The sequence below is a fragment of the Cellulomonas sp. McL0617 genome (assembly GCF_049994875.1).
Lineage (GTDB): Bacteria > Actinomycetota > Actinomycetes > Actinomycetales > Cellulomonadaceae > Cellulomonas.
Genome location: NZ_CP188256.1, coordinates 706,295 through 727,970, shown reverse-complemented (window position 1 = coordinate 727,970; position 21,676 = coordinate 706,295). Strand labels below are relative to the sequence as shown.

The following is a 21,676-nucleotide window of genomic DNA, read 5'->3' as shown; positions in this document are numbered from 1 at the left end:
CCGCCGAGCATGACATGCCGAGCCGCGTCCGGGTCCGTCACCGCGACTGCGCAGGTCACACGTTGAAGCGGAACTCCACCACGTCGCCGTCGGCCATCACGTAGTCCTTGCCCTCGATGCGGGCCTTTCCGGCGGCGCGGGCGGCTGCGACGGAGCCGGCGGCCACGAGGTCGTCGAAGGAGATGACCTCGGCCTTGATGAAGCCCTTCTGGAAGTCGGTGTGGATCACACCGGCGGCCTGCGGGGCGGTCCAGCCCCGGTGGATGGTCCAGGCACGGGACTCCTTGGGACCGGCAGTCAGGTAGGACTGCAGGCCGAGGGTGTGGAAGCCGACGCGGGCCAGCTGGTCGAGGCCGGCCTCCTCTTGCCCGTTGTCGGCGAGCATCTCGCGGGCCTCGTCGGGCTCCAGCTCGACCAGCTCCGACTCGAACTGGGCGTCGAGGAAGATCGCGTCGGCGGGGGCGACCAGGGCGCGCATCTCGTCCTGGAACGCGGTGTCGGCCAGGCCGGCGTCGTCGGTGTTGAAGACGTAGATGAACGGCTTGCTCGTCATGAGCTGGAGCTCGTCGAGGTGCTCGATCTTCTTGCCCGCCTGGGAGAGCGTCTGCCCCGTCTCGAGGATCGCCTTCGCGTCGACCGCGGCGGCGAGGAGGCCGGCGTCGGCCTTCTTGGCACGCACCTCCTTCTCGAGGCGCGGGATCGCCTTCTCGAGGGTCTGCAGGTCGGCCAGGATCAGCTCGGTGTTGATGACCTCGATGTCGTCCTTGGGGTCCACGGCGCCGGAGACGTGCACGACGTCGGGGTCGGCGAACGCGCGGGTGACCTGGCAGATCGCGTCGGCCTCGCGGATGTTGGCCAGGAACTTGTTGCCGAGCCCCTCCCCCTCGCTGGCGCCCTTGACGATGCCGGCGATGTCCACGAACGACACGCTCGCGGGCAGGATGCGCTCGGAACCGAACAGCTCGGCGAGGGTGTTCAACCGGGGGTCCGGGAGCGGGACCACACCGACGTTCGGCTCGATCGTCGCGAACGGGTAGTTCGCAGCGAGCACGGACGCCCGGGTCAGCGCGTTGAAGAGGGTGGACTTGCCGACGTTGGGCAGGCCGACGATGCCGATGGTGAGTGCCACGTCGGACGAGTCTACGGGGCGTCAGGCGAACGACAGGATGCGCCGCAGCAGGTCGGTACCGTTGCGCTCCAGCAGCCGGCCGCCGATGCGGAGCCCCACCGCCAGCACCAGCCCGCCGAAGACCGGCCCGACGACGAGCGCTGCCCAACCCGCCGCGGTGGCGTGCTGCGTGATGGCCAGGACCGCCAGCACAGCCTCCGGGGCGCTGAGGAGGAACACCGCAGCCCACCCGAGCAGCTGCGAGACGACGGCCATCATCGAGCCACCCTGGCGGGTCTGGAACGGGTTCTCCCCCGGCTGCTGCACCGGGTAGACGACGAGCGCGGACATGATGCTGGCGCCGCCGAACGCTGTGCACAGCACCCCGGCGCCCAGGCCGAGCAGCGCCGGGACGGCGTCGGGTCGCGACGTCACCAGCGCCGAGCCGACCGCGTACACGACCACCACGGGCACCGCGAGCGCCGATGCCCCCAGCACGCGGCCCAGGCGGTCGGTCACGCCCGTCACCGGCGCGGCGAGGTGCGTCCAGAAGGCCGATCCGTCGTACGCGACGTCCGCCGAGATGCCCCAGCCCATGAAGAACGCCACCGTCGGGGCGACGAACAGCAGCGAGCTGCCGCCGGGGTTGATGATCCACAGGATCAGCGGGAGCAGCGGCACGACCGCCATGGCCAACGCGTACCGCGGGTCCCGGGCCCAGTACGTCAGGCTCCGCGCCGTCACGGCACCCAGCGGCGACGCGGGCAGCCGTCCGAACCAGCCGAGTCCTCGGGAGCGGGTCGAGACCTCCTCGTGCGTCGGGTTCACGAGCGCGTGCGCCAGCGAGCGGTCCCAGACGAGGGCCAGGACGGCGAGGGTGCCGACGGCGATCACGAACCTCGCGGCGGCACCGCTCCAGTCCCCGTCGGCCACCGCCGACGGCACCGCCCACGCGGCGCCGACGGGAGTCCAGCCCAGCACGTCGACGATGCGCTCGAGCCCCTCGCGGCCGATCCCGCCGCCGGACGCCGACGCACGGCTGATCAGCGGCCCGATCAAGATCAACGGCACCAGCGCCACCGCCGCCATGAGCTCGCGGACCCGCCGCCTGCCCATGAGGTGCGCCGACGCCGAGGTGGTCGCCCGGCTGCCGACGATGCACGTCGCAACCCCGAGCAGCGCGCACACCGGCGCCACCAGGAGCGCGGCCGGTGTGCGCCACCAGGCACCGGCGACGGCCAGCGCCGCGACCGTCGTGATGGCGCCCGGGATGCCGATGACGGCGCCGATCGCGAGGCCGACGAGCATGCTGCGCCGCGGGATGGTGAAGGTGACGAACCGGGCCGGGTCCACGGTCGCATCGACCCCGAAGGAGACGAGCGGCACCACCCACCAGCCGAGCACCAGCAAGGACCCGACGAGGACCGTGACCATCCCCCGGTCGTCAGGCACCTGGACGCTGACCACGGCCATCGTCGCGACGACGATGACGATCGCGATCAGCCCGTACAGCGCCGCGACGGCGAGCCCGACCACCTGCCACGCGCTTCGTCGCAAACCGTTGCGCAGGAGGGCGAGCTTCAGCCGGACGAGGTGCGCAACCACGCCAGCCCCTCACCGCTGACCCGGCCGCCGACGAGCTGCACGAACCGGTCCTCCAGGCTCTGGTCGCCGCGCACGTCGTCCACCGTGCCCGCGGCCAGGACGTGCCCGGCGGCGATCACCGCGACGTGGTCGCACATCCGTTGCACCAGGTCCATCACGTGCGACGACACGATGACCGTTCCGCCGGACGCCACGTAGGACGCCAGGATGTCCCGGATGTTGGCCGCCGAGACGGGGTCGACCGCCTCGAACGGCTCGTCCAGGACGAGCAGCCGTGGGGCGTGCACCATCGCGCAGGCGAGCGCGACCTTCTTGGTCATGCCCGCGGAGTACTCGACGACGAGGGTCCGCGCGTCAGCGGCGAGATCGAGCGCGCCCAGCAGGTCCTGGGTGCGTGCGGCCACCGTCTCGCGGTCCAGCCCGTGCAGCAGACCGGCGTAGGTGATGAGCTGCTCACCGGTGAGCCGGTCGAACAGGCGCACACCGTCGGGCAGGACACCGAGCATCCGCTTGACCTCGAGCGGGTGCGCCCACAGGTCGTGGCCGTGCACCAGCACCGTGCCGAAGTCGGGCTGGAGCAGGCCCGTGGCCATGGACAGCGACGTCGTCTTGCCCGCGCCGTTCGGCCCGACCAGGCCGTAGAACGACCCCGCCGGCACCACCAGATCGATCCCGGCGACCGCGACCTTCTGCCCGAAGCGACGCCACAGTCCGCGCAGCTCGAGCGCGGGGACCGGGTCTGCGGGCATCGAACCACCCTACGGTCCGGGTCCGACGCATGCGTTCCGCCATCAGGTGGATGTCGGTGGCTGCTGGGAGGGTGCGCCCATGGACAGCTCATTGCTGGTGGGACTGCTGATCGGCGTCGTGCTCGGCGCCGTCGTGGGCGGCGTGCTCGCCTCACGCCGCAGCGCGGTGGAGGCCGCGCGGGCGCGCGCGTCGCTGGACGCGGAGCGCAGGATCGCGGCCGAGCGGCTGGCGGACGTCGACCGCCAGGCGGACCAGTTCCGCGCGCTGGCCGCGGAGGCGTTGGCGACGAGCACCGACCAGTTCCTCGCCCTCGCGCACCAGCAGTTCGCCGCCGACCATCAGACGCAGTCGGGCGAGCTGGCGCAGCGCGAGGCCGCCGTGCGCGCGATGGTCGAGCCCCTGTCCGGCACGCTCGACGCCGTCCGGGCGCAGCTCTCGACGGCGGAGCAGGCGCGTGCGGCGGGAAACGCCGCGCTCGGTGAGCAGGTCCGGGCCATGCACGCGGCGTCGGAGCACCTTCGCGACGAGACGTCGCGGCTGGTCACAGCGCTGCGCAGCTCCCAGGTGCGTGGCCGATGGGGCGAGGTCCAGCTGCGACGCGTCGTCGAGGCCGCCGGGATGCTCGCGCACGTGGACTTCGTCGAGCAGGCGCAGGTCCGCACCGACGACGGCCTTCTCCGACCGGACATGGTCGTGCGGCTGGCCGGCGGCAAGAACGTCGTGGTCGACGCCAAGGTCGCGTTCCTGGGATTCCTCGACGCCGCGCAGACGAGCGACGAGTCCGTGCGCGCGGACCGGCTCGCGGCGCACGCCCGGCACGTGCGGGCGCACGTGGACGACCTGGCGAGCAAGCGCTACTGGGACCAGTTCGCGCCGGCGCCCGAGTTCGTGGTCATGTTCGTGCCGGCGGAGTCGTTCCTGGGCGCCGCAGCCGAGATCGACCCCCTGCTCATGGAGTACGCGTTCGAGCGGAACGTCGTCCTGGCCACGCCGATGACCCTGCTGGCGCTGCTGCGCACCGTGGCCTACGCCTGGCGGCAGGACGCGCTCGCGGCGAACGCTCAGGCCGTCCTCACGCTCGGCAAGGAGCTGCACGGCCGGCTCGCGACGATGGGCGGGCACCTGGCTCGGCTCGGTCGGGCGATCGACTCCGCCGCGGGCGCGTACAACCAGACCGTGTCGTCGCTGGAGACGCGCGTGCTGGTCAGCGCCCGGCGGTTCGCCGAGCTCGACGTGGTCGACGACGACCTGCCGATGCCCGATCCCTCGAACCAGCGACTGTCGCGCGTCAGCGCGCCCGAGCTGGTGGCGTCCGCGGACGAGCACGTGATCCTGTTCGACGGCCGCGCCGAGCGCGATGACCGCGCGCTGCGCGCGGAGCAGACGCGGCGCGACGACGAGCCCGGAGCCGCCGGCGCGACGAGCGCCTGAACCGTTGCCGGCGACCGCTCAGGCCGGCTGGACGTCCAGCGAGCGGCGGCCGTCGCGGCGCGGGCGCTCGGGCGGCGTGCCCGCCGCCTTGAGGTCGGCGCGCAGCTCGCGCGGGAGGGAGAACATGAGGTCCTCGGTGGCCGTGCGGACCTCGTCGACCTGCTCGAAACCGTGCTCGGCGAGCAGCGCCAGGACGTCGCGGACGAGGATCTCGGGCACGGAGGCGCCCGACGTGAGCCCCACAGTCGATGCGCCGACCAGCCACGCGGGGTCGATCTCGGCGGCGGTGTCGACACGGTAGGAGCTGCGCGCACCGGCGTCGAGCGCCACCTCGACCAGCCGGACCGAGTTGGAGGAGTTGGCCGAGCCGACCGTGATCACCACGTCGCACTCCGGGGCCAGCTTCTTCACGGCCACCTGCCGGTTCTGCGTGGCGTAGCAGATGTCGTCGCTGGGCGGGTCCTGCAGGTTGGGGAACCGCTCGCGCAGCCGCCGGACGGTCTCCATGGTCTCGTCGACGGACAGCGTCGTCTGGGAGATCCAGATCAGACGGTCCGGGTCGCGCACCTCGATGTCGGCGACCGCGTCCGGGGAGTCGACGACCTGGATGTGGTCGGGCGCCTCGCCGTAGGTCCCCTCGACCTCCTCGTGGCCCTCGTGCCCGATCAGCAGGATGTCGTAGTCCTCGGCCGCGAACCGCACGGCCTCCTTGTGCACCTTGGTGACCAGCGGGCAGGTGGCGTCGATCGTCTGCAAGGACCGCGCCGCGGCCGCCGCGTGCACCGCGGGGGAGACGCCGTGTGCGGAGAACACCACGCGCGCACCCTCGGGCACCTCGTCGGTGTCGTCGACGAAGATCGCGCCCCGCGCCGCGAGGGTCTCGACGACGTACTTGTTGTGCACGATCTCCTTGCGCACGTAGACCGGCGCACCGTAGTGCTCGAGCGCCTTCTCGACCGCGATGACGGCCCGGTCGACTCCCGCGCAGTAGCCGCGCGGGGCGGCGAGCAGGACGCGCTTGGCAGGGGCGGACGTCGGGGTGGTCACGCTGCGAGTCTAGTTGGCGCCCGCACGGGTTCCCCGGGGTAGCACCGGTACGCCCGCAGATCCGCACGTGACGTCCACCGCACACGCACGCGGCCCTACAGCGCGAGCATCGCCTCGGCCACCTGGTCCGCGGCCCCGGCGGGGATGGCGGTCGCGGCCTGCTCGAGCACGAGCAGCCGCGCGCCGGCGATCTCGCGCGCGAGCGCCTCGCCGTTGCCGACCGGGAAGAACCGGTCGCGGCGACCGTGCACCACGAGCACGGGCATCTCTATCTCCGGCAGGCGCTCGCGCCAGCGCGGAGCGCAGTCGAGCCGGGCGAACACGGTGCCCAGCTGGTTGGCCATCTGCACGGCTGGCATCGTGCCCGGTGTGCGGTCCCACGTGCGCTCGGCGGTCGTGCGGGCGGCGCTCGGGTCGTCGCCGAGGATCTGCGCACCGCCCGCCGCGAACTCGGCCACCGCCGTCCTGTCGGACCAGTCAGGCATCGGGCGGGAGAAGAGCCGGGCCATCGTCGCCGCGTCATGGTCCGGCAGGTCGTCGTCGACCGGGCCGGGCGCCACCGGGCGCGTCCCGACCAGCGTCAGTGCCGAGAACACGTCCGGATGGTCGAGCGCGGCGACCTGGGCGACCATCCCGCCGACGCCGATCCCCGCCAGGTGGGCAGGCCGGTCGCTGAGCCCGCGGGCGAGGGCGGCGGCGTCGGCGGCGAGGTCGCGCAGCGTGTACGCCGGTGCCTCCGGGTCGATCGTGGTCGACGCGCCGACGTCGCGCAGGTCGTAGCGCACGACGTGACGGCCGCCGCTCGCGAGCGCCTCGCAAAGTGCATCGGGCCAGCGGAGCATCGTGGCGCCGCCCGCCAGGAGCACGAGCGGCGCGTCCTCATCGCCGAAGTGCTCGACCCCGAGCCCGGGGCCGTCGGGTGTGCGGAACACGGAGCCTGTCGAACGCATCGAGCTCTCCTCCCCGAGAACGCCGTGCATCAGCGGCGCGCGACCGGTCCGAGCCATCGAGCGCGGGTCGGTGCCTCGACGACGCTGGGCCGCAGCCCAGGCCAGGCTATCGAGGTCGCCCGGTCGGACTGATTGCACCGGAGATCCGCACGCACCGGCCCGCCGGGAGCGCGAGCCGGGAGCATCGTGTGGGTCGGATGAGGCAGGGTTGGGGGTGTGAGCAGCGAGCCCGTCACCAGCGTTCCCGCGAGCTCGGGGCCGCGGCCGCTCAAGGCAGCCGACACCACCCCGGAGCGCCCGTGGCCGGTGCGCCACCTCGCGCCCAAGATCGCGGACTACATCGCCAAGATGCCGCCGGTCTGGGTCGAGGGCCAGGTGCTGAACCTCAAGCGGTGGAACACCCTCTACTTCCTGACGCTGCGCGACACGGACCTCGACATGTCGCTGTCCGTCACCGTCCCGGCGGCGTCGATGCGACTGATCGCGGACAAGGTCTCCGACGGCGCCCACCTGGTGGTCCACGCGCGGCCACAGTTCCACGCCAAGAAGGGGACTCTGACGTTCGCGGCCGACGACGTGCGGCTGGTCGGACTGGGCGAGCTGCTTGCCCGGATCGAGCACCTGAAGGGCATCCTGGGCGCGGAGGGGCTGTTCGAGCCGGCCCGCAAACGAGCCCTGCCGTTCCTGCCGCGCACCGTCGGACTGATCGTGGCGCAGCAGGGCGACGCGGAGCACGACGTCGTGTCGAACGCGCGTGCGCGCTGGGCGGCCGTCGAGTTCGAGATCCGACGGGTCACCGTGCAGGGTCCGCGGGCGGTACCGGAGGTCAGCGCCGCGATCACGGAGCTCGACGCGGACCCGCGGGTCGACGTGATCGTCGTCGCGCGCGGCGGGGGGTCGTTCGAGGACCTGCTCCCCTTCAGCAACGAGGCGCTGGTGCGCGTCGCGGCGGCCTGCCGGACACCGCTCGTGAGCGCGATCGGGCACCACCTGGACACGCCGCTGCTCGACCTCGTCGCCGACTTCCGTGCCTCCACGCCGACCGACGCCGCCAAGCGGATCGTTCCCGACGTGAGCGAGGAGCGATCGCGGATCGCGCAGGCGCGGCTCCGGGCGCGGGCGGCGCTGACGTCCCGGGTGCAGCGGGAACAGTCGGGGCTCGAGCAGCTGCGCAGCCGCCCGGTGCTGCGGAACCCGGTCACCCTGGTCGACCAGCACGAGCACCGCGTCGACGCCCTCCGCCAGAGCGGGCGGCGCGCCCTGCACACCGGGCTGGTGCACGGGCTCGCGGAGGTCGCCGGGCTGGCCGCGCAGGTGCGGGCCCTCTCCCCCGCGGCCACCCTGGACCGCGGGTACGCCGTGGTGCAGACGACGGGCGGCCTCGTGGTGCGAGATCCCGTCGAGGTCGCGACGGGTGACGGCCTTCGCGTCCGGGTCGCCCGGGGCGAGCTCACGGCTGCGGTGACGTCCGCGTAGCCAGAGGTACGAACCGGCGCCGGGGTCGCTGATCGTGGCGCCCGACTGGCGCGCCAGCGGCGCAGCGTCTCGCGTGGTGCGTCCGGTGCCTTCGGTGTCGGCCTCGGCTGGTTGACTGTCCCCGTGCCGAAGGCGTCCCCGAACACCCCGAATGCCGACGTGAGCGCGCTCGGATACGAGCAGGCTCGCGACGAGCTGATCTCCGTCGTCGCCCGCCTCGAGGCCGGTGCACAGACTCTCGAGGAGTCGCTCGCGCTCTGGGAGCGGGGCGAGGCCCTGGCCGCCCGCTGCCAGGAATGGCTGGACGGTGCCCGGCAGCGGCTCAGCGCCGTGCGCGAGAAGGCGCCGACGGACGCCGAGCCGCAGCCCGACGAGATCACCCCCGACGACATCGAGGAGCAGGGATGACCGCCGCAGCACAGGACCGCGCCCTCGTCGTCGGGGAGGCCCTGATCGACGAGGTCGTCCGGTCCGACGGCAGCCGTGAGCGGCACCCCGGCGGCAGCCCGGCCAACGTGGCGATCGGCCTCGGCCGGCTCGGACGGTCGGTCGACCTGCTGACGTGGCTCGGTGAGGACACCGACGGCGACCTCGTCCGCCGCCACCTGCGCAGCTCGCACGTGAACGTCCTGACCGGCGACCGCCACGCGACGCGGACGCCCGTCGCGACCGCGACGATCGACGCCGCCGGTGTCGCCAGCTACCTGTTCGACCTGGAGTGGGACCTGCCGAGCACCTGGGACGACGCCGACGGTGACCCGCTCGTCGTGCACACCGGCTCGATCGCGACGGTCCTGCAGCCGGGCGGCACGGCCGTGGAGCGCCTGATCGCCCGCAGCCAGGCGACGTCGACGATCACCTACGACCCGAACCTGCGCCCGGTGCTCATGGGGTCACCTGCCCACGCGCTGCCGGTGGTCGACGCCCTCGTGCGGCTGGCCGACGTGGTCAAGGTCAGCGACGAGGACCTCGCGTGGCTGCACCCGGGGGTGGCTCCTGCCGAGATCGCCGAGGAGTGGAGCCGGTCGGGCCCGTCGCTGGTCGTCGTGACGCACGGCGGCGAGGGTGCCTTCGCCAGCACGTCGGCAGGTGCGCGGCTCCAGGTCGTCGCGCCGAAGGTGCAGGTCGCGGACACCGTCGGCGCGGGCGACTCGTTCATGGGCGGCCTCATCGACGGGCTGTGGTCCGCCGGTCTGCTGGGGGCCAACAACCGACAGGCGCTCGCCGACGCCGACAGCGACGTCCTGCAGGGCGTGCTGGAGCGGTGCGCGCGGATCGCCGCGATCACCGTCGCGCGCGCCGGCGCGAACCCTCCGCGCGCGGACGAGCTGGCCTGAGGGCTACGCGCTGGCGGACTCGCGGGCGTGGGCCCGCTGCAGCGACGCCTTGCGGTCGGCCTCGTTCTCCTCGTCGATGCGACGCGCCTCGTCGGAGTTCCAGCTCAGGTTGTCGCCGGACTCGGGGTCGAAGATCATCGCGCGGGCGGGGTCGAACCACAGCGGCGCCTGGTGCCCGTCGCGGATCTTGCTCTCGGAGTCGAGCGCGACGATGAGCTGCGTGCGCAGGCCCTCGCCGTCGAGGTCCCGGTCGAGCTCCTCGAGCTTGCCCGCGACGTCGGGGTTCGTGTCGAACGGGATGTACGCGTAGAGCTCCGACCCGAGCCACTCGGTGACGTCGACGGGCGCGGTGAACTCCACGCCCTGGGTGCGCTTGGTGGCGTCGAGCAGCGACGCGTCCTCGAAGTGCTCAGGCCGCAGGCCGACGATCACGAGGTTCTTGCCGCCGAGCCTGCCGGACATCTCGGGGGTCAGCGGGACGTCGGCGAACGGCAGCCGCAGGGAGCGTCCGTCGATGACCTCGCCCGGCAGGAAGTTCATGGGCGGGGAGCCGATGAAGCCCGCGACGAACAGGTTCCTCGGCTGCTCGTAGAGGCCGCGCGGGCTGGCCACCTGCTGCAGCTCGCCCTTGCGCAGCACCGCGACCCGGTCGCCCAGGGTCATGGCCTCGGTCTGGTCGTGGGTGACGTAGACGGTCGTCGTGCCCAGGCGGCGCTGCATCCGTGCGATCTCGGTGCGCATCTGACCGCGCAGCTTGGCGTCGAGGTTGGACAGGGGCTCGTCGAAGAGGAACGCCTGGGCTTCCCGGACGATCGCGCGGCCCATGGCGACACGTTGCCGCTGACCGCCGGACAGGTTGGCCGGCTTGCGGTCGAGGTGGTCCTGGAGCTCGAGGGTCTTGGCGGCGAACTGGACCTTCTCCTTGATCTGCGCCTCGGTGAACTTGCCCTTCTGCAGCCGCAGCGGGAACGCTATGTTCTCGAAGACGGTCAGGTGCGGGTAGAGGGCGTAGTTCTGGAACACCATGGCGAGGTGCCGGTCGCGCGGGGCGCGGTCGTTGACGCGCTTCCCGTCGATCGTCAGGTCGCCTGAGGTGATGTCCTCCAGACCGACGATCATGCGCAGCAGGGTCGACTTCCCGCAGCCGGACGGTCCCACGAGGATGACGAACTCGCCGTCGGCGATGTCCAGGCTCACGCCCTTCACGGCGAGGTAGCCGTCGCCGTACTGCTTGACGAGGTTGTTCAGGGTGATGGCGGCCATCAGAGGCTCCTTCGTGGAGATAGCAGAGCGGGGCGCTGTCAGCCCTTGACGGCACCCTGGGTGAGACCGGACACGATCTGGCGCTGGAACAGCAGGACGAGGATGACCACCGGGACGGTGACGACGATGGCGGCTGCGGAGATGGCGCCCGTCGGCTCCTCGAACTGCGAGGCGCCGGTGAAGAACGCCAGGGCGGCGGGAACCGGCCGGGCAGCGCTCGTCGACGTCAGCGAGATGCCGTAGACGAAGTCGTTCCACGCGATGAAGAACGCGATCAGTGCCGTGGTGAACACGCCGGGCGCCGCGAGCGGGACGATCGCCTTGCGGAAGGCCTGCCAGGTCGTCGCGCCGTCCACCTGTGCCGCCTGCTCGAGCTCCCACGGGATCTGCCGGAAGAACGCAGCCAGCGTCCAGATCGAGATCGGGAGCGTCAGCGAGAGGTACGGGATGATCAGGCCGAGCCACGTGTCGTACAGCCCGATCTGGCGCCACAGGTTGAACAGCGGCGTCACGATCGAGATCACCGGGAAGATCGACACCCCGAGTGCCGTCAGCAGGACCAGCCGCTTTCCGGGGAAGTCGAGGCGCGCGATCGCGTAGGCGGCCAGGGTGGCCAGCACGACGGCGATGGCGGTCGCGATGAGCGAGATGCCGATCGAGTTGCGCAGGGCGGACAGGAACAGCTCCTGCGTCGCGGAGCCGCTGTCCGTGAGGATCTGCTCGTAGTTGGTCCACGTCCAGGTCTTCGGGAAGAACGTCCCGAGGTTCAGCTGGCTCGGCAGCTTGAAGGACGTCGCGAAGATCGAGAGCACGGGCAGGAGCGCGTAGACCATGACGACCACAGTGATGGCGGCCCAGCCCCACTTGGCCCGCGTCGACAGCTGCTTCATCAGCCCTCCCCTCTCGCGCTGGCCAGATCGACCTTGAACAGCTTCACGGCGACCCAGCAGATGAGGATCACGCACAGGAAGAGGAGCACCGAGATCGCCGAGCCGAGGCCGATCTCGAGACGTCCGATCGACGTCCGGTAGGCGAGCAGGGAGAGCACCTCGGTGCCGTTCGCGCCGTTCGTCATGATGAACACGTTGTCGAAGATGCGGAACGCGTCGAGGGCCCTGAACAGGACAGCCACCATGATCGCGGCCTTCATGTTGGGCAGCACCACGCGCGTCAGCCGTTGCGCCCAGGTGGCGCCGTCGACCTCGGCCGCCTCTTCGAGCTCGGTCGGCACCTGAGACAGGCCCGCGAGGAGCAGCAGCGAGATGAACGGCGTCGTCTTCCAGACCTCGGAGCAGATGATGACGAACAGGCTGGTGCCCTGGGCCGCGAACCAGTTGGTGTCCTCGCTGATGAACGGCAGCCACGCGAACCAGTGGTTGATGTACCCCGAGTTGATGTCGAACGCGTAGAACCACGCGAACGCCGAGACGACGGTGATGATGCCGTAGGGCACCAGGATGGCGGTCCGCAGGAAGCCGCGCAGGGACTTGATGGCCCGGTGCATGACGAGGGCCAGAGAGAACCCGAGGATCAGCTCGATGACGACCGTCACGATCGTGATGAAGACGGTGACGCCCATCGCCTGCCAGAAGAGCGGGTCGGTGAGCACGACCTCGTAGTTCTTCAGGCCGGCCCAACGCTTGTCGTCCGGCGCCGTGAGCCGGTAGTGGTACAGCGAGTCGAAGAACGCCTGGAGGATCGGGTAGAGCGTGACCGCCAGCATCACGACGAATGCGGGGCCCGCAAGGAGCCACCCGAGCCGCGCCTCAGCCTTGGCCCGGTCGCTGCGCCCGGCCTTCGCCGCGGCGTCGCGAAGGTCGGGCTTCGTCGTCACCGTCGTCATAGCAGCTGCTCCCCGTGAAGTACCGCCGTGATGTAGTCAGTGGACTTCTTCGGCGTCGTCTTCGGATCGACCGAGCTCGGCGGGTGCCACGTCTGCTGCAGACCGGTCGAGACCTCGTTGTAGTACGGGGTCTGCGGACGCGGCACCGCCTGCTCCAGCGACTGCCGGATGACGTCCGCCATCGGGAACGCCGCCTTGACCGCGGGGTCGGAGTACGCCGTCGTGTTCGAGGGCGGGTTGCCGTTCGTCGCGAAGTACTGCGCCTGGTGCTCCGGGGTGGCGATGCACTCGGCGGCCTGGAACGCGAGGTCGGTGTGGTGGCTGAAGGCGCCGATGCCGAGGTTGATGCCGCCGTAGGGAGGTGCCGAAGGCTTGTCCGCGGTGACCTGCGGGTAGAGCGCCCACCCGATGTCGTCGACGAGCGACTGAGGGAACGTGCCGTCCTTGACGCCGGCGTTCGTGGCCGACCAGACGAACGGCCAGTTGACCATAAAGGAGCCCTTGTCCCCCTGGAAGACCGTCAGCGAACCGTTCTCGTCCTCGGTCGGGAGGCTCGGCCCGGCAAGGTTCTGCTTGCCGATGGTCCCCATGATCGTGGCCGCGGCCTCACCGGCCGGTGTCTCGAGTCCGAGCTTGAGGTCTTCCGCAGGTGCGCTGGGGTTCTCGAGGATCTTCCCCCCGGCCGACGCGACGAGCGCGTTGATCCAGACCGTGAGCGACTCGGCCTTGGTGCCCTGGACCGCGAGGTACTTGTTCTGGTCCTTCGCCGCCTTCATGATCTGGTCCCACGTGACGGGCGTCGTCGCCGGATCGAGGCCTGCGGCCTTGGCGACGGACTTGCGGTACCAGAGCAGCTGCGTGTTGGCCCAGAACGGGATCGTGACCAGCTTGTCCTTCCACTTCGCGCCGGCAAGTGCGCCCGCCACGACGTTCTGGGTCACCTTCGAGGCGACGTCGTCAGGCACCGGGGCCAGGAAGCCCGGCTCGGAGAGCTCGGGGATGAACGGCGGGTCAAGGCTCATGATGTCGATCGACGAGTCCTTGGCCGCCAGCCGTCGAGCCAGCTGTTCGCGCTGGGCGCTCGCGTCTCGAGGCAGGGTCTCGACCTTGATGGCGTAGGCACCGTTCGATGCGTCGGTGCACTGACCGGCGATCACCGACTGGCCACCGGCGTCGGGGTTGATGTACCAGATCAGCGTCGGGGGGCCGGACCCCTCGCTCGCGCACGCCGCGAGCGGGGCGGCCACCGCCAACCCCACGACGAGGGCGAGTGCCCGTGAGCGTCGTCGCACGTGAGTCCTCCGAACCGAGGCGTCATCACCGTCATAACCTTGGTTACTCCTGTGAGAGGCCCGACGCCACCCCTAGGTCGTAATTCGCGCGTGGCAGTCGCGGCCCCCGACCTGCGACGATGGCGGCGTGACCCGACCGACGACTCCCGCTTCCGCCCTGGCCGCACTGCGCGAGGGGAACGAGCGCTACGTCCGCTCCGAGATGCTGCACCCGTCGCAGGGCGCGGAGCACCGTGCCGAGCTCAGCGCGGCCCAGTACCCGTTCGCGGTGATCTTCGGCTGCTCGGACTCGAGGGTCGCCGCCGAGATCATCTTCGACCAGGGGCTCGGCGACGTGTTCGTCGTCCGCACGGCGGGCCACGTGCTCGACACGACCGTGATCGGCTCGATCGAGTACGGCGTCGACATCCTGGGCGCATCGCTCGTGGTGGTCCTCGGGCACGACAGCTGCGGCGCGGTCGCGGCGGCCACCAAGGCACTGACCACGGGCGAGCTGCCCACCGGCTTCGTGCGCGCCATCGTCGACCGGGTGATCCCCAGCATCGTCAACCTGGCCGGCGGCGGGACCGCTGCGCTCGGCTCGCTCGACCCCGCGGTGCTCGGCCACGAGCACGTGCGGCACACCGTCCGGATGCTGCAGGGCTACTCGCGCTCGCTCGCGGAGGCCGTCGAGGAGGGCCGGCTGGCGATCGTCGGCCTCGAGTACACACTGGCCGACGGAACCGTCCACCTCACCGAGTCGCTCGGGCCCGTCTGATCGGCTACGGCCACCACACCTCGTCGGGCCTGGGGAGCGCACCCGGCTCGTCGTCGTGCGGAGTCTGCCGTTCGCGCCAGTAGATCGAGCCGTCTGCCCGGCGCCCGAGCAACCCCGCCTCGACGAGGTCCCGACGCAGCCGCACCGGGTCGTCGGCCAGCGCCCGCAGCCGCTCCGTCACCTCGGCCTCCGCGAGCCACTCGCCGGGTGCCAGGGCGCGGGCGGCCACGTGCTCGAGCACGAGTTCGCGATCCGCGCTTCGTCGTGGGGTGCGGATCCAGCGCCCGTCGTCCAGGAATCGCTCTGCGGGACAGTCCATGACTCCATCGTCACGTCGTCGGGTGGCCGTCCGCACGTGCGGCAGGATGGACGGCATGACTTCCGAGTACCGCATCGAGCACGACACCATGGGCGAGGTCCGCGTCCCCGTCGACGCCCTCTACTGCGCGCAGACGCAGCGTGCCGTCGAGAACTTCCCGATCTCCGGCAACCGGCTCGAGCGCAGCCACATCGAGGCGCTCGCCCGCATCAAGAAGGCCGCGGCCCGGGCCAACGCCGAGCTGGGCGTCCTCGACCAGGACATCGCCGACGCCATCGTCGCGGCGGCCGACGACGTCGCCGGCGGCGCCTACGACGGCGACTTCCCGATCGACGTCTACCAGACCGGCTCGGGCACCAGCTCGAACATGAACACCAACGAGGTGCTCGCCACCCTGGCCACCCGGCGGCTCGGTCGGGACGTGCACCCGAACGACCACGTGAACGCGTCGCAGTCCTCCAACGACGTCTTCCCGACCTCCGTGCACGTCGCCGCGACCGCGGGCGTCGTCCGGGACCTGATCCCGGCGCTCGCGCACCTGGCGGACGCCCTCCAGGCCAAGTCCGTCGAGTGGGCTCAGGTGGTCAAGTCCGGCCGCACGCACCTCATGGATGCCACCCCGGTCACGCTCGGGCAGGAGTTCGGCGGGTACGCGGCCGCGGTCCGGTACGGCATCGAGCGGCTCGAGTCGGCGCTCCCCCGGGCCGCCGAGGTCCCCCTCGGCGGGACCGCCGTCGGCACCGGCATCAACACCCCGGCGGGCTTCCCGCAGCGCGTCATCGAGCTGCTGGTCGAGGACACGCAGCTGCCCCTGACCGAGGCTCGCGACCACTTCGAGGCCCAGAGCGGTCGCGACGGCCTCGTCGAGCTGTCCGGTGCGTTGCGTACCATCGCGGTCAGCCTCACCAAGATCTGCAACGACCTGCGCTGGATGGGGTCGGGTCCGAACACCGGCCTCGGCGAGATCGCGATCCCCGACCTGCAGCCGGGCTCGTCGATCATGCCCGGCAAGGTGAACCCCGTGATCCCTGAGGCCGTCCTCATGGTCGCGGCCCGCGTGATCGGCAACGACGCGACGGTCGCCTGGGCCGGCGCCAGCGGCTCGTTCGAGCTCAACGTGCAGATCCCCGTGATCGCCGCCGGGGTGCTGGAGTCGATCCGGCTCCTGACCAACGCGTCCCGGCTGCTCGCCGACAAGACGGTCACCGGCCTGGTGGCCAACGTCGACCGCGCCCGCGCGCTGGCAGAGTCGTCCCCGTCGATCGTCACGCCGCTCAACCGGGTGATCGGCTACGAGGCCGCCGCCAAGATCGCCAAGCACGCCGTGAAGCAGGGCATCACCGTGCGGCAGGCCGTCATCGACCTGGGCTTCGTCGAGCGCGGTGAGGTCAGCGAGGACCAGCTGGACTCGGCGCTCGACGTGCTCAGCATGACCCGTCCGCCGCGCTGACGAGCCAGGTTCCGGACCGCCGAGAGAGACGAACAAGAGGCCCGACCCCCGGCGTACAGGGGTCGGGCCTCTTGTTGTACGTCAGACCTCGACGGCGACCGGTGCGGCCTGGGCGGGGGCGGCGGCCGTGTGGTGCGTGCGGCCGCCCTTCATCGCGACGGCGGCGACGAAGCCGATCAGCAGCACGACGACCGTGGCCAGGATCGTCTGGGTCACCGCGGTGGCGAAGCCGGAGTGGACCGCGGTCGTCGCCGCCTCCCGGATCTGCGCGGCGACGTCGGCCGGGACCGAGTCCGGCAACGTGATGCCGCCGGAGCCGCTGGCGAACGAGCCGCCGGAGTGGGCGAACGCGTCGAGGAACGGCTGGCGGGCGCCCTCCGGCAGGGTCGCCGCCTGCTCCACGGCGGCGGCCGGGATGGTGACGGCGAGACGCGACGTCATCAGCGCCACGATCACGGCGGAGCCGATGACGCCTCCGATCTGGCGGGTGGTGTTGAACGCCCCGGCGCCCGCGCCGGCGGTCCGCTGGTCGAGCCCGGACGTGGCCAGGCTGGCGAGCGGCGAGAAGAGCGCACCCGTGCCGATGCCGAACAGCGACATGGGCAGGACCAGCTGCCAGATCGGCGCGTCGGGCTCGATGGCGATCGCCAGCAGGAACACCGAGATGGACACGAGCAGGAAGCCGGCGGCGACGACCCACTTGGCCGCGATGCGGTCCGACAGTCGGCCCGCGAACGGCGCGACGATCCCGGACAGCAGCGACCCGGGCAGGCCGACGAGCGCGGCGTGCAGCGGGGTCAGGTTCAGCACCGTCTGCAGGAAGAGCGTCAGCGGGAAGAAGATGCCGGTGAGCCCGAAGGTCACCGACGCCCCCGCGACGTTGGACAGCGAGAAGTTCCGGCTCTTGAACAGCGTCAGCGGCAGGAGCGCGTCCGCCTTGAGGTGGCGCTGCCAGAGCACGAACGCGGCGAGCACGAGCACGCCCGCGCCGATCATGCCCCAGACGGTGATGGGGCCGGTGATGGTCCCCCAGTCGTACTTCTCGCCCTCCTGGATGCCGAACACCAGGAGGAACATGCCGGTCACGGACAGCACGACGCCGACGAGGTCGAACGACCGGTTGGCGGTCGGCAGGGTGGGCAGGCGCGTGATCGCGAACCACAGGGCCACGATCGCGACCGGGATGTTGATGTAGAAGATCCACTCCCAGCCGGCCGACTCCACCAGGATGCCGCCGAGCACCGGGCCGGCGATCGTCGCGACACCCGCGACGGCACCCCAGATGCCGAGGGCCGCGCCGCGCTTGGCGGGCGGGAAGACGCGGGTGATCATCGACATGGTCTGCGGCGTCATGAGAGCGGCGCCGATGCCCTGGATGGCGCGGGCCGTGATGAGCAGGCCGATCGTGCCGGACAGCCCGCACGCGAGCGAGGCGAGCGTGAAGATCACGAGGCCGACGATGAACACGGGCCGCGGGCCGAACCGGTCGCCGAGGCGGCCGGTCACCAGCAGGAGCGTGGCGAACGTGAGCAGGTAGGCGCTGTTCACCCAGCCGACCGATGTGAGGTCGGCGTCGAACGACTTCTGGAGCGTCGGGATGGCGATGTTCACGATCGTGGTGTCCACCATGATCATGAAGAAACCGAGGCAGAGCGCGGGCAGGATGCTCCACGGGCTGCGCCCGTGCAGGTCGACGAGTGCCTTGGGCGACTCAGTGGTCATGAGGATTCCTTGTTCGGGGTGGTGATGTGTTCTAGACGAAAGAGGTGCCGACGGATCGACTATGCCGGAGGGGTCTGACACGCCTTGAGCTCGTGCCGGGCCTCCGCGTACTCGCGCGGGATCGGCTGGCCCCACCCGAGCGCGTCGGCACGCAGCTCGTCGACGGTCCGGTCGAGCCACGCGATGTCTGCTCCCAGCGTGGCGATCTCGTGCTCGACGTCCAGCAGATATCGCCGCGGGAGGCCGAGCGAGGTCAAGCGGTCCCGCGCGGACCAGAGCAGCGCCATGCGCTCGGACTCGCGGTCGCGGCGCCGCGTGAGCTGCTCGACGACGGTCTGCGACGGGATCTCGTGGGCCTCGGCGAGACCGACCGGGAACAGCGGGTAGGACGGGTGGTCGTCGCCGAGGAAGGACGTGAGCCGCGCCGCGAACGCCGACCGACCGGCCTCGGTGATCCGGTAGGTGGTGCGTTCGGGTCGGTTGCCCGCGCGTTCGGTGCCCGCGGCCTCGACGAGGCCCTCCTTCTCGAGCCGCTCGACACCGTGGTAGACCGCACCCGCGTTGACGCGGACCAGCCGGGTGTCGCCGCGCTCCACGAGGTTCTGGTGCACCTGGTAGGGGTGCATCGGCTGCTCGTGCAGCAGCGCGAGGATCAGCACGGCCACCGCCGAGAGCTCACCGATCGCCATCGCCATCATCCTCCCGGCCAACTATTCCAACCGGAATATACCCACGGGAGGGAGTGGATGTCACGCCGGTTCGACGACGAGCCGACCGATCGGGCTCAGGAAGGACGAACCCGGCGAGGGGTTCTCGCGCCGGACGCGGGAGGTCGCCCCGAGTCCGCCCGCGGCCCGTTGTGCGCGCCGCACCGCCGGCCGCACGTCGTAGATCCAGGCGCGTCCGCCGGGCCGCACCACCCGCCGGACCTCACGGAGCCCGGTCGCCGGGTCGGCCCAGTGGTGCTGGCTGATGGTCGAGACCACCAGGTCGAAGGTCGCGTCCGGGAACGGCAGCGCGCAGACGTCGGCGACCGCGAACGCGACTCTGGCCGCGCCCGACCCCTGCCTCGCGCGAGCGATCATCTCCGGCGAGAGGTCGACCCCGTCGAGCTGAAGGTCCGGGCACGCCACGCCGAGCAGCCGCGGGACGACACCAGGGCCGGTCCCGACATCGAGCACGCGGGCGCCGGCCGGCAGGCCGAGCTCGACGATGTCGCGCACCACCCGGGCGTACATCGGCGCGGCGACCCGTAGGGCGAAGCGCTCGTACTGCTGCGGATGGCGCGCCAGACCGAACATCGTTGCGTGCGCGCCGTGGGTGCTGGCCATGAGGGCCCTCCTCTATAGTTGTACAACACAACTCTCGAGGAGAGCGTAGGTCCGACAGTTGTATGGCACAACCTTTCCCGACGACGAGCTCCGTCGCTTCCTGCAGCAGCTCGTCCGGCAGGGTGGCCTGCTGGAGCCGAACCATGGACCCGCCGCGCACCTCGGGGCGTCCGCGTCGGAGTCGATCGCGCTCGGCGAGCTCAGCGCCGCCGGCGAGATGTCGCAGCAGGAGCTCGGCGCGCGGCTCGGGCTCGAGAAGAGCACCGTCAGCCGCCTGGCCGCCGGCATGGAGGACCGCGGCTGGCTCTCGCGGGTCCGCGGCGAGGACAACCGCCGGGTCTACCGGCTGCGACTCACAGAGCAGGGCGAAGCGGTTGCCGAGCGCGTCGGTGCGGCGCTGCGGACGACGCACGAGCACCTGCTCGGCCGCCTGACACGCCAGGAACGCGAGGCGCTGACGACCGGGCTCGGCGCGCTGGCCCGCGCGATGGCCGAGCTGCACGACGAACGCCCGGGTCCCCACGAGGAGGTCCCGGGCGTCGTCGAGAGGTGAGGCTCAGACCTCGATGCCCTCCAGCAGCTCGGTGACCAGCGCGGCGACGGGCGACCGCTCCGAACGCGTCAGGGTCACGTGCGCGAACAGCGGGTGGCCCTTGAGCGCCTCGATCACGGCGGCGACCCCGTCGTGCCGGCCGACCCGCAGGTTGTCGCGCTGGGCGACGTCGTGCGTCATGACGACGCGCGAGCTCTGCCCGATGCGCGACAGGACCGTGAGGAGCACGTTCCGCTCGAGGGACTGAGCCTCGTCGACGATGACGAACGCGTCGTGCAGCGACCTCCCGCGGATGTGCGTCAGGGGCAGGACCTCGAGGATGTCCCGGTCCATGATCTCCTCGACGACCTCCTTGCTGACCAGCGCGCCGAGGGTGTCGAACACGGCCTGCGCCCACGGGTTCATCTTCTCGTCGGCCCCGCCGGGCAGGTAGCCCAGGTCCTGGCCGCCCACCGCGTACAGCGGGCGGAAGACCATGACCTTGCGGTGCTGGCGACGCTCGAGCACGGCCTCGAGGCCGGCGCACAGGGCGAGCGCCGACTTTCCGGTGCCGGCGCTGCCGCCGAGCGAGACGATGCCGATCTCCTCGTCGAGAAGCAGGTCGATCGCGATCCGCTGCTCGGCGCTGCGGCCGTGCAGGCCGAACACGTCGCGGTCGCCGCGGACCAGCTGCACGTGCTTGTCCGCCGTGACGCGTCCGAGCGCGGAGCCGCGCGGGCTGTGCAGGACCAGGCCGGTGTGGCAGGGCAGGTCGTTGGGGTTCGTGCTGGCCATCGACGTGGGTGCGAACCCGGTGGCCACGTCCGCGAGCGCGATCGACTCGTGCTCCCAGAGGTCCGACATCTGGTTCTCCGCCAGGTCCAGCGAGTCCATCCCGGTCCAGCCGGAGTCGACCACCTGCTCGCCGCGGTACTCCTCGGCCCGCAGACCGCACGCGGACGCCTTCACGCGCATGGGCAGGTCCTTGGAGACGACCGTGACGTCGTTCCCCTCAGCGGCGAGGTTGGCGGCGACCGCGAGGATCCGGGTGTCGTTGTCGCCGAGACGGAACCCGGCAGGCAGGACCATCAGGTCGGTGTGGTTGAGCTCGACCGTGAGGGTGCCGCCCTCGTCGCTGATCGGGATCGGGATGTCGAGCCGCCCGTGCTCGATGCGCAGGTCGTCGAGCATCCGCAGGGCCGAGCGGGCGAAGTAGCCGAGCTCCGCGTGGTGGCGTTTGGCTTCGAGCTCCGTGATGACGACGACCGGGAGAACCACGTCATGCTCCGCGAACCGCAGGATCGCCCTCGGGTCCGAGAGAAGGACCGACGTGTCGAGCACGTGCATCCGACGACCATCTGCTGGGGGGGTGTTCGCCTTGTTCACCACGGCAGGCTCCCTCTTGGCGCTACGTGCGCCGAGACGAGCACCGAAGACCGGCCACCCACCACAAGGGCAGGTTC

21 protein-coding genes are annotated in these 21,676 nt (G+C 71.3%); 7 read left to right on the top strand and 14 right to left on the bottom strand.

Annotated elements, in window-relative coordinates:
* Positions 1–55: 55 nt before the first annotated feature.
* The 3 genes from ychF to ACPPVS_RS03330 are packed head-to-tail and all read right to left on the bottom strand — an operon-like array spanning position 56 to position 3,462.
* Entirely contained in the window at positions 56–1,129 is a 1,074-nt protein-coding gene (ychF, locus tag ACPPVS_RS03340; RefSeq protein ID WP_426594566.1) for a redox-regulated ATPase YchF, read from the bottom strand.
* Between the two features lie 21 nt (positions 1,130–1,150).
* Positions 1,151–2,713 carry a hypothetical protein gene (locus tag ACPPVS_RS03335; RefSeq protein WP_426594565.1) on the bottom strand — a complete coding sequence of 521 codons (1,563 nt, stop codon included), beginning with the start codon at positions 2,711–2,713 and terminating at the stop codon, positions 1,151–1,153.
* Positions 2,689–3,462 carry an ABC transporter ATP-binding protein gene (locus ACPPVS_RS03330; protein WP_426594564.1) on the bottom strand — a complete coding sequence of 258 codons (774 nt, stop codon included), beginning with the start codon at positions 3,460–3,462 and terminating at the stop codon, positions 2,689–2,691. The genes ACPPVS_RS03335 and ACPPVS_RS03330 overlap by 25 nt, the downstream gene beginning before the upstream one ends.
* Before the next feature lie 79 nt (positions 3,463–3,541).
* On the opposite strand from ACPPVS_RS03330, the gene ACPPVS_RS03325 reads away from it, so the two are divergent.
* Complete coding sequence (locus ACPPVS_RS03325; protein WP_426594563.1) at positions 3,542–4,894, top strand: DNA recombination protein RmuC; 1,353 nt, start codon at positions 3,542–3,544, stop codon at positions 4,892–4,894.
* 18 nt (positions 4,895–4,912) lie between these two features.
* Here ACPPVS_RS03325 and ACPPVS_RS03320 read toward each other — a convergent pair whose 3' ends face one another.
* The gene (locus tag ACPPVS_RS03320) at positions 4,913–5,941 is read right to left on the bottom strand and encodes a 4-hydroxy-3-methylbut-2-enyl diphosphate reductase (RefSeq protein WP_426594562.1); all 1,029 of its coding nucleotides are present in this window, start codon (positions 5,939–5,941) and stop codon (positions 4,913–4,915) included.
* Between the two features lie 95 nt (positions 5,942–6,036).
* Positions 6,037–6,891, bottom strand: a complete 855-nt coding sequence (locus ACPPVS_RS03315) for an alpha/beta fold hydrolase (RefSeq protein WP_426594561.1) — start codon at positions 6,889–6,891, stop codon at positions 6,037–6,039.
* A gap of 216 nt (positions 6,892–7,107) precedes the next feature.
* On the opposite strand from ACPPVS_RS03315, the gene xseA reads away from it, so the two are divergent.
* The 3 genes from xseA to ACPPVS_RS03300 all read left to right on the top strand — a co-directional run bounded on the left by xseA (position 7,108) and on the right by ACPPVS_RS03300 (position 9,704).
* The gene (xseA, locus tag ACPPVS_RS03310) at positions 7,108–8,367 is read left to right on the top strand and encodes an exodeoxyribonuclease VII large subunit (protein ID WP_426594560.1); all 1,260 of its coding nucleotides are present in this window, start codon (positions 7,108–7,110) and stop codon (positions 8,365–8,367) included.
* Positions 8,368–8,490: 123 nt separating this feature from the next.
* Positions 8,491–8,775 (top strand): exodeoxyribonuclease VII small subunit, encoded by a 285-nt coding sequence (locus ACPPVS_RS03305; protein ID WP_426594559.1) that lies wholly within the window; start codon positions 8,491–8,493, stop codon positions 8,773–8,775.
* Complete coding sequence (locus ACPPVS_RS03300) at positions 8,772–9,704, top strand: carbohydrate kinase family protein (RefSeq protein ID WP_426594558.1); 933 nt, start codon at positions 8,772–8,774, stop codon at positions 9,702–9,704. The genes ACPPVS_RS03305 and ACPPVS_RS03300 overlap by 4 nt, the downstream gene beginning before the upstream one ends.
* Positions 9,705–9,707: 3 nt before the next feature.
* Here ACPPVS_RS03300 and ACPPVS_RS03295 read toward each other — a convergent pair whose 3' ends face one another.
* From ACPPVS_RS03295 to ACPPVS_RS03280, 4 genes are read right to left on the bottom strand one after another with little or no spacing between them, the layout of a single operon-like run.
* Complete coding sequence (locus ACPPVS_RS03295; RefSeq protein ID WP_426594557.1) at positions 9,708–10,967, bottom strand: ABC transporter ATP-binding protein; 1,260 nt, start codon at positions 10,965–10,967, stop codon at positions 9,708–9,710.
* Positions 10,968–11,005: 38 nt separating this feature from the next.
* Positions 11,006–11,857: a carbohydrate ABC transporter permease gene (locus ACPPVS_RS03290; RefSeq protein WP_426594556.1), complete on the bottom strand. Its 852-nt coding sequence runs from the start codon at positions 11,855–11,857 to the stop codon at positions 11,006–11,008.
* Complete coding sequence (locus tag ACPPVS_RS03285) at positions 11,857–12,810, bottom strand: carbohydrate ABC transporter permease (RefSeq protein WP_426594555.1); 954 nt, start codon at positions 12,808–12,810, stop codon at positions 11,857–11,859. The genes ACPPVS_RS03290 and ACPPVS_RS03285 overlap by 1 nt, the downstream gene beginning before the upstream one ends.
* Positions 12,807–14,102, bottom strand: a complete 1,296-nt coding sequence (locus tag ACPPVS_RS03280; RefSeq protein WP_426594554.1) for an extracellular solute-binding protein — start codon at positions 14,100–14,102, stop codon at positions 12,807–12,809. Before ACPPVS_RS03280 ends, ACPPVS_RS03285 begins: the two co-directional genes overlap by 4 nt.
* Positions 14,103–14,229: 127 nt before the next feature.
* Here ACPPVS_RS03280 and ACPPVS_RS03275 point away from each other — a divergent pair, with 127 nt between their 5' ends.
* Positions 14,230–14,859, top strand: coding sequence for a carbonic anhydrase (locus tag ACPPVS_RS03275; RefSeq protein WP_426594553.1), 630 nt, complete (start codon positions 14,230–14,232; stop codon positions 14,857–14,859).
* A 4-nt stretch (positions 14,860–14,863) separates the two neighbouring features.
* On the opposite strand, the gene ACPPVS_RS03270 is transcribed toward ACPPVS_RS03275, so the two are convergent.
* A complete protein-coding gene (locus ACPPVS_RS03270) occupies positions 14,864–15,178 on the bottom strand; it encodes a DUF2087 domain-containing protein (RefSeq protein ID WP_426594552.1) in 315 nt (104 codons plus the stop codon).
* Positions 15,179–15,224: 46 nt separating this feature from the next.
* Here ACPPVS_RS03270 and ACPPVS_RS03265 point away from each other — a divergent pair, with 46 nt between their 5' ends.
* Positions 15,225–16,628, top strand: coding sequence for a class II fumarate hydratase (locus ACPPVS_RS03265; protein WP_426594551.1), 1,404 nt, complete (start codon positions 15,225–15,227; stop codon positions 16,626–16,628).
* A gap of 81 nt (positions 16,629–16,709) precedes the next feature.
* Here the strand turns inward: ACPPVS_RS03265 and ACPPVS_RS03260 are convergent, their stop codons facing one another.
* Genes ACPPVS_RS03260 through ACPPVS_RS03250 form a run of 3 tightly spaced genes read right to left on the bottom strand, consistent with a single transcriptional unit; the run spans position 16,710 to position 19,681 of the window.
* Entirely contained in the window at positions 16,710–18,350 is a 1,641-nt protein-coding gene (locus ACPPVS_RS03260; protein ID WP_426594550.1) for a DHA2 family efflux MFS transporter permease subunit, read from the bottom strand.
* 59 nt (positions 18,351–18,409) lie between these two features.
* Positions 18,410–19,039 carry a PadR family transcriptional regulator gene (locus ACPPVS_RS03255; RefSeq protein ID WP_426594549.1) on the bottom strand — a complete coding sequence of 210 codons (630 nt, stop codon included), beginning with the start codon at positions 19,037–19,039 and terminating at the stop codon, positions 18,410–18,412.
* 60 nt (positions 19,040–19,099) lie between these two features.
* Positions 19,100–19,681 (bottom strand): class I SAM-dependent methyltransferase, encoded by a 582-nt coding sequence (locus tag ACPPVS_RS03250; protein ID WP_426594548.1) that lies wholly within the window; start codon positions 19,679–19,681, stop codon positions 19,100–19,102.
* Positions 19,682–19,739: 58 nt separating this feature from the next.
* Between ACPPVS_RS03250 and ACPPVS_RS03245 the strand changes: the two genes are divergently transcribed.
* The gene (locus ACPPVS_RS03245; protein WP_426594547.1) at positions 19,740–20,234 is read left to right on the top strand and encodes a MarR family winged helix-turn-helix transcriptional regulator; all 495 of its coding nucleotides are present in this window, start codon (positions 19,740–19,742) and stop codon (positions 20,232–20,234) included.
* 3 nt (positions 20,235–20,237) lie between these two features.
* Here ACPPVS_RS03245 and ACPPVS_RS03240 read toward each other — a convergent pair whose 3' ends face one another.
* Positions 20,238–21,560 (bottom strand): PhoH family protein, encoded by a 1,323-nt coding sequence (locus ACPPVS_RS03240; RefSeq protein WP_426594546.1) that lies wholly within the window; start codon positions 21,558–21,560, stop codon positions 20,238–20,240.
* Positions 21,561–21,676: the final 116 nt, after the last annotated feature.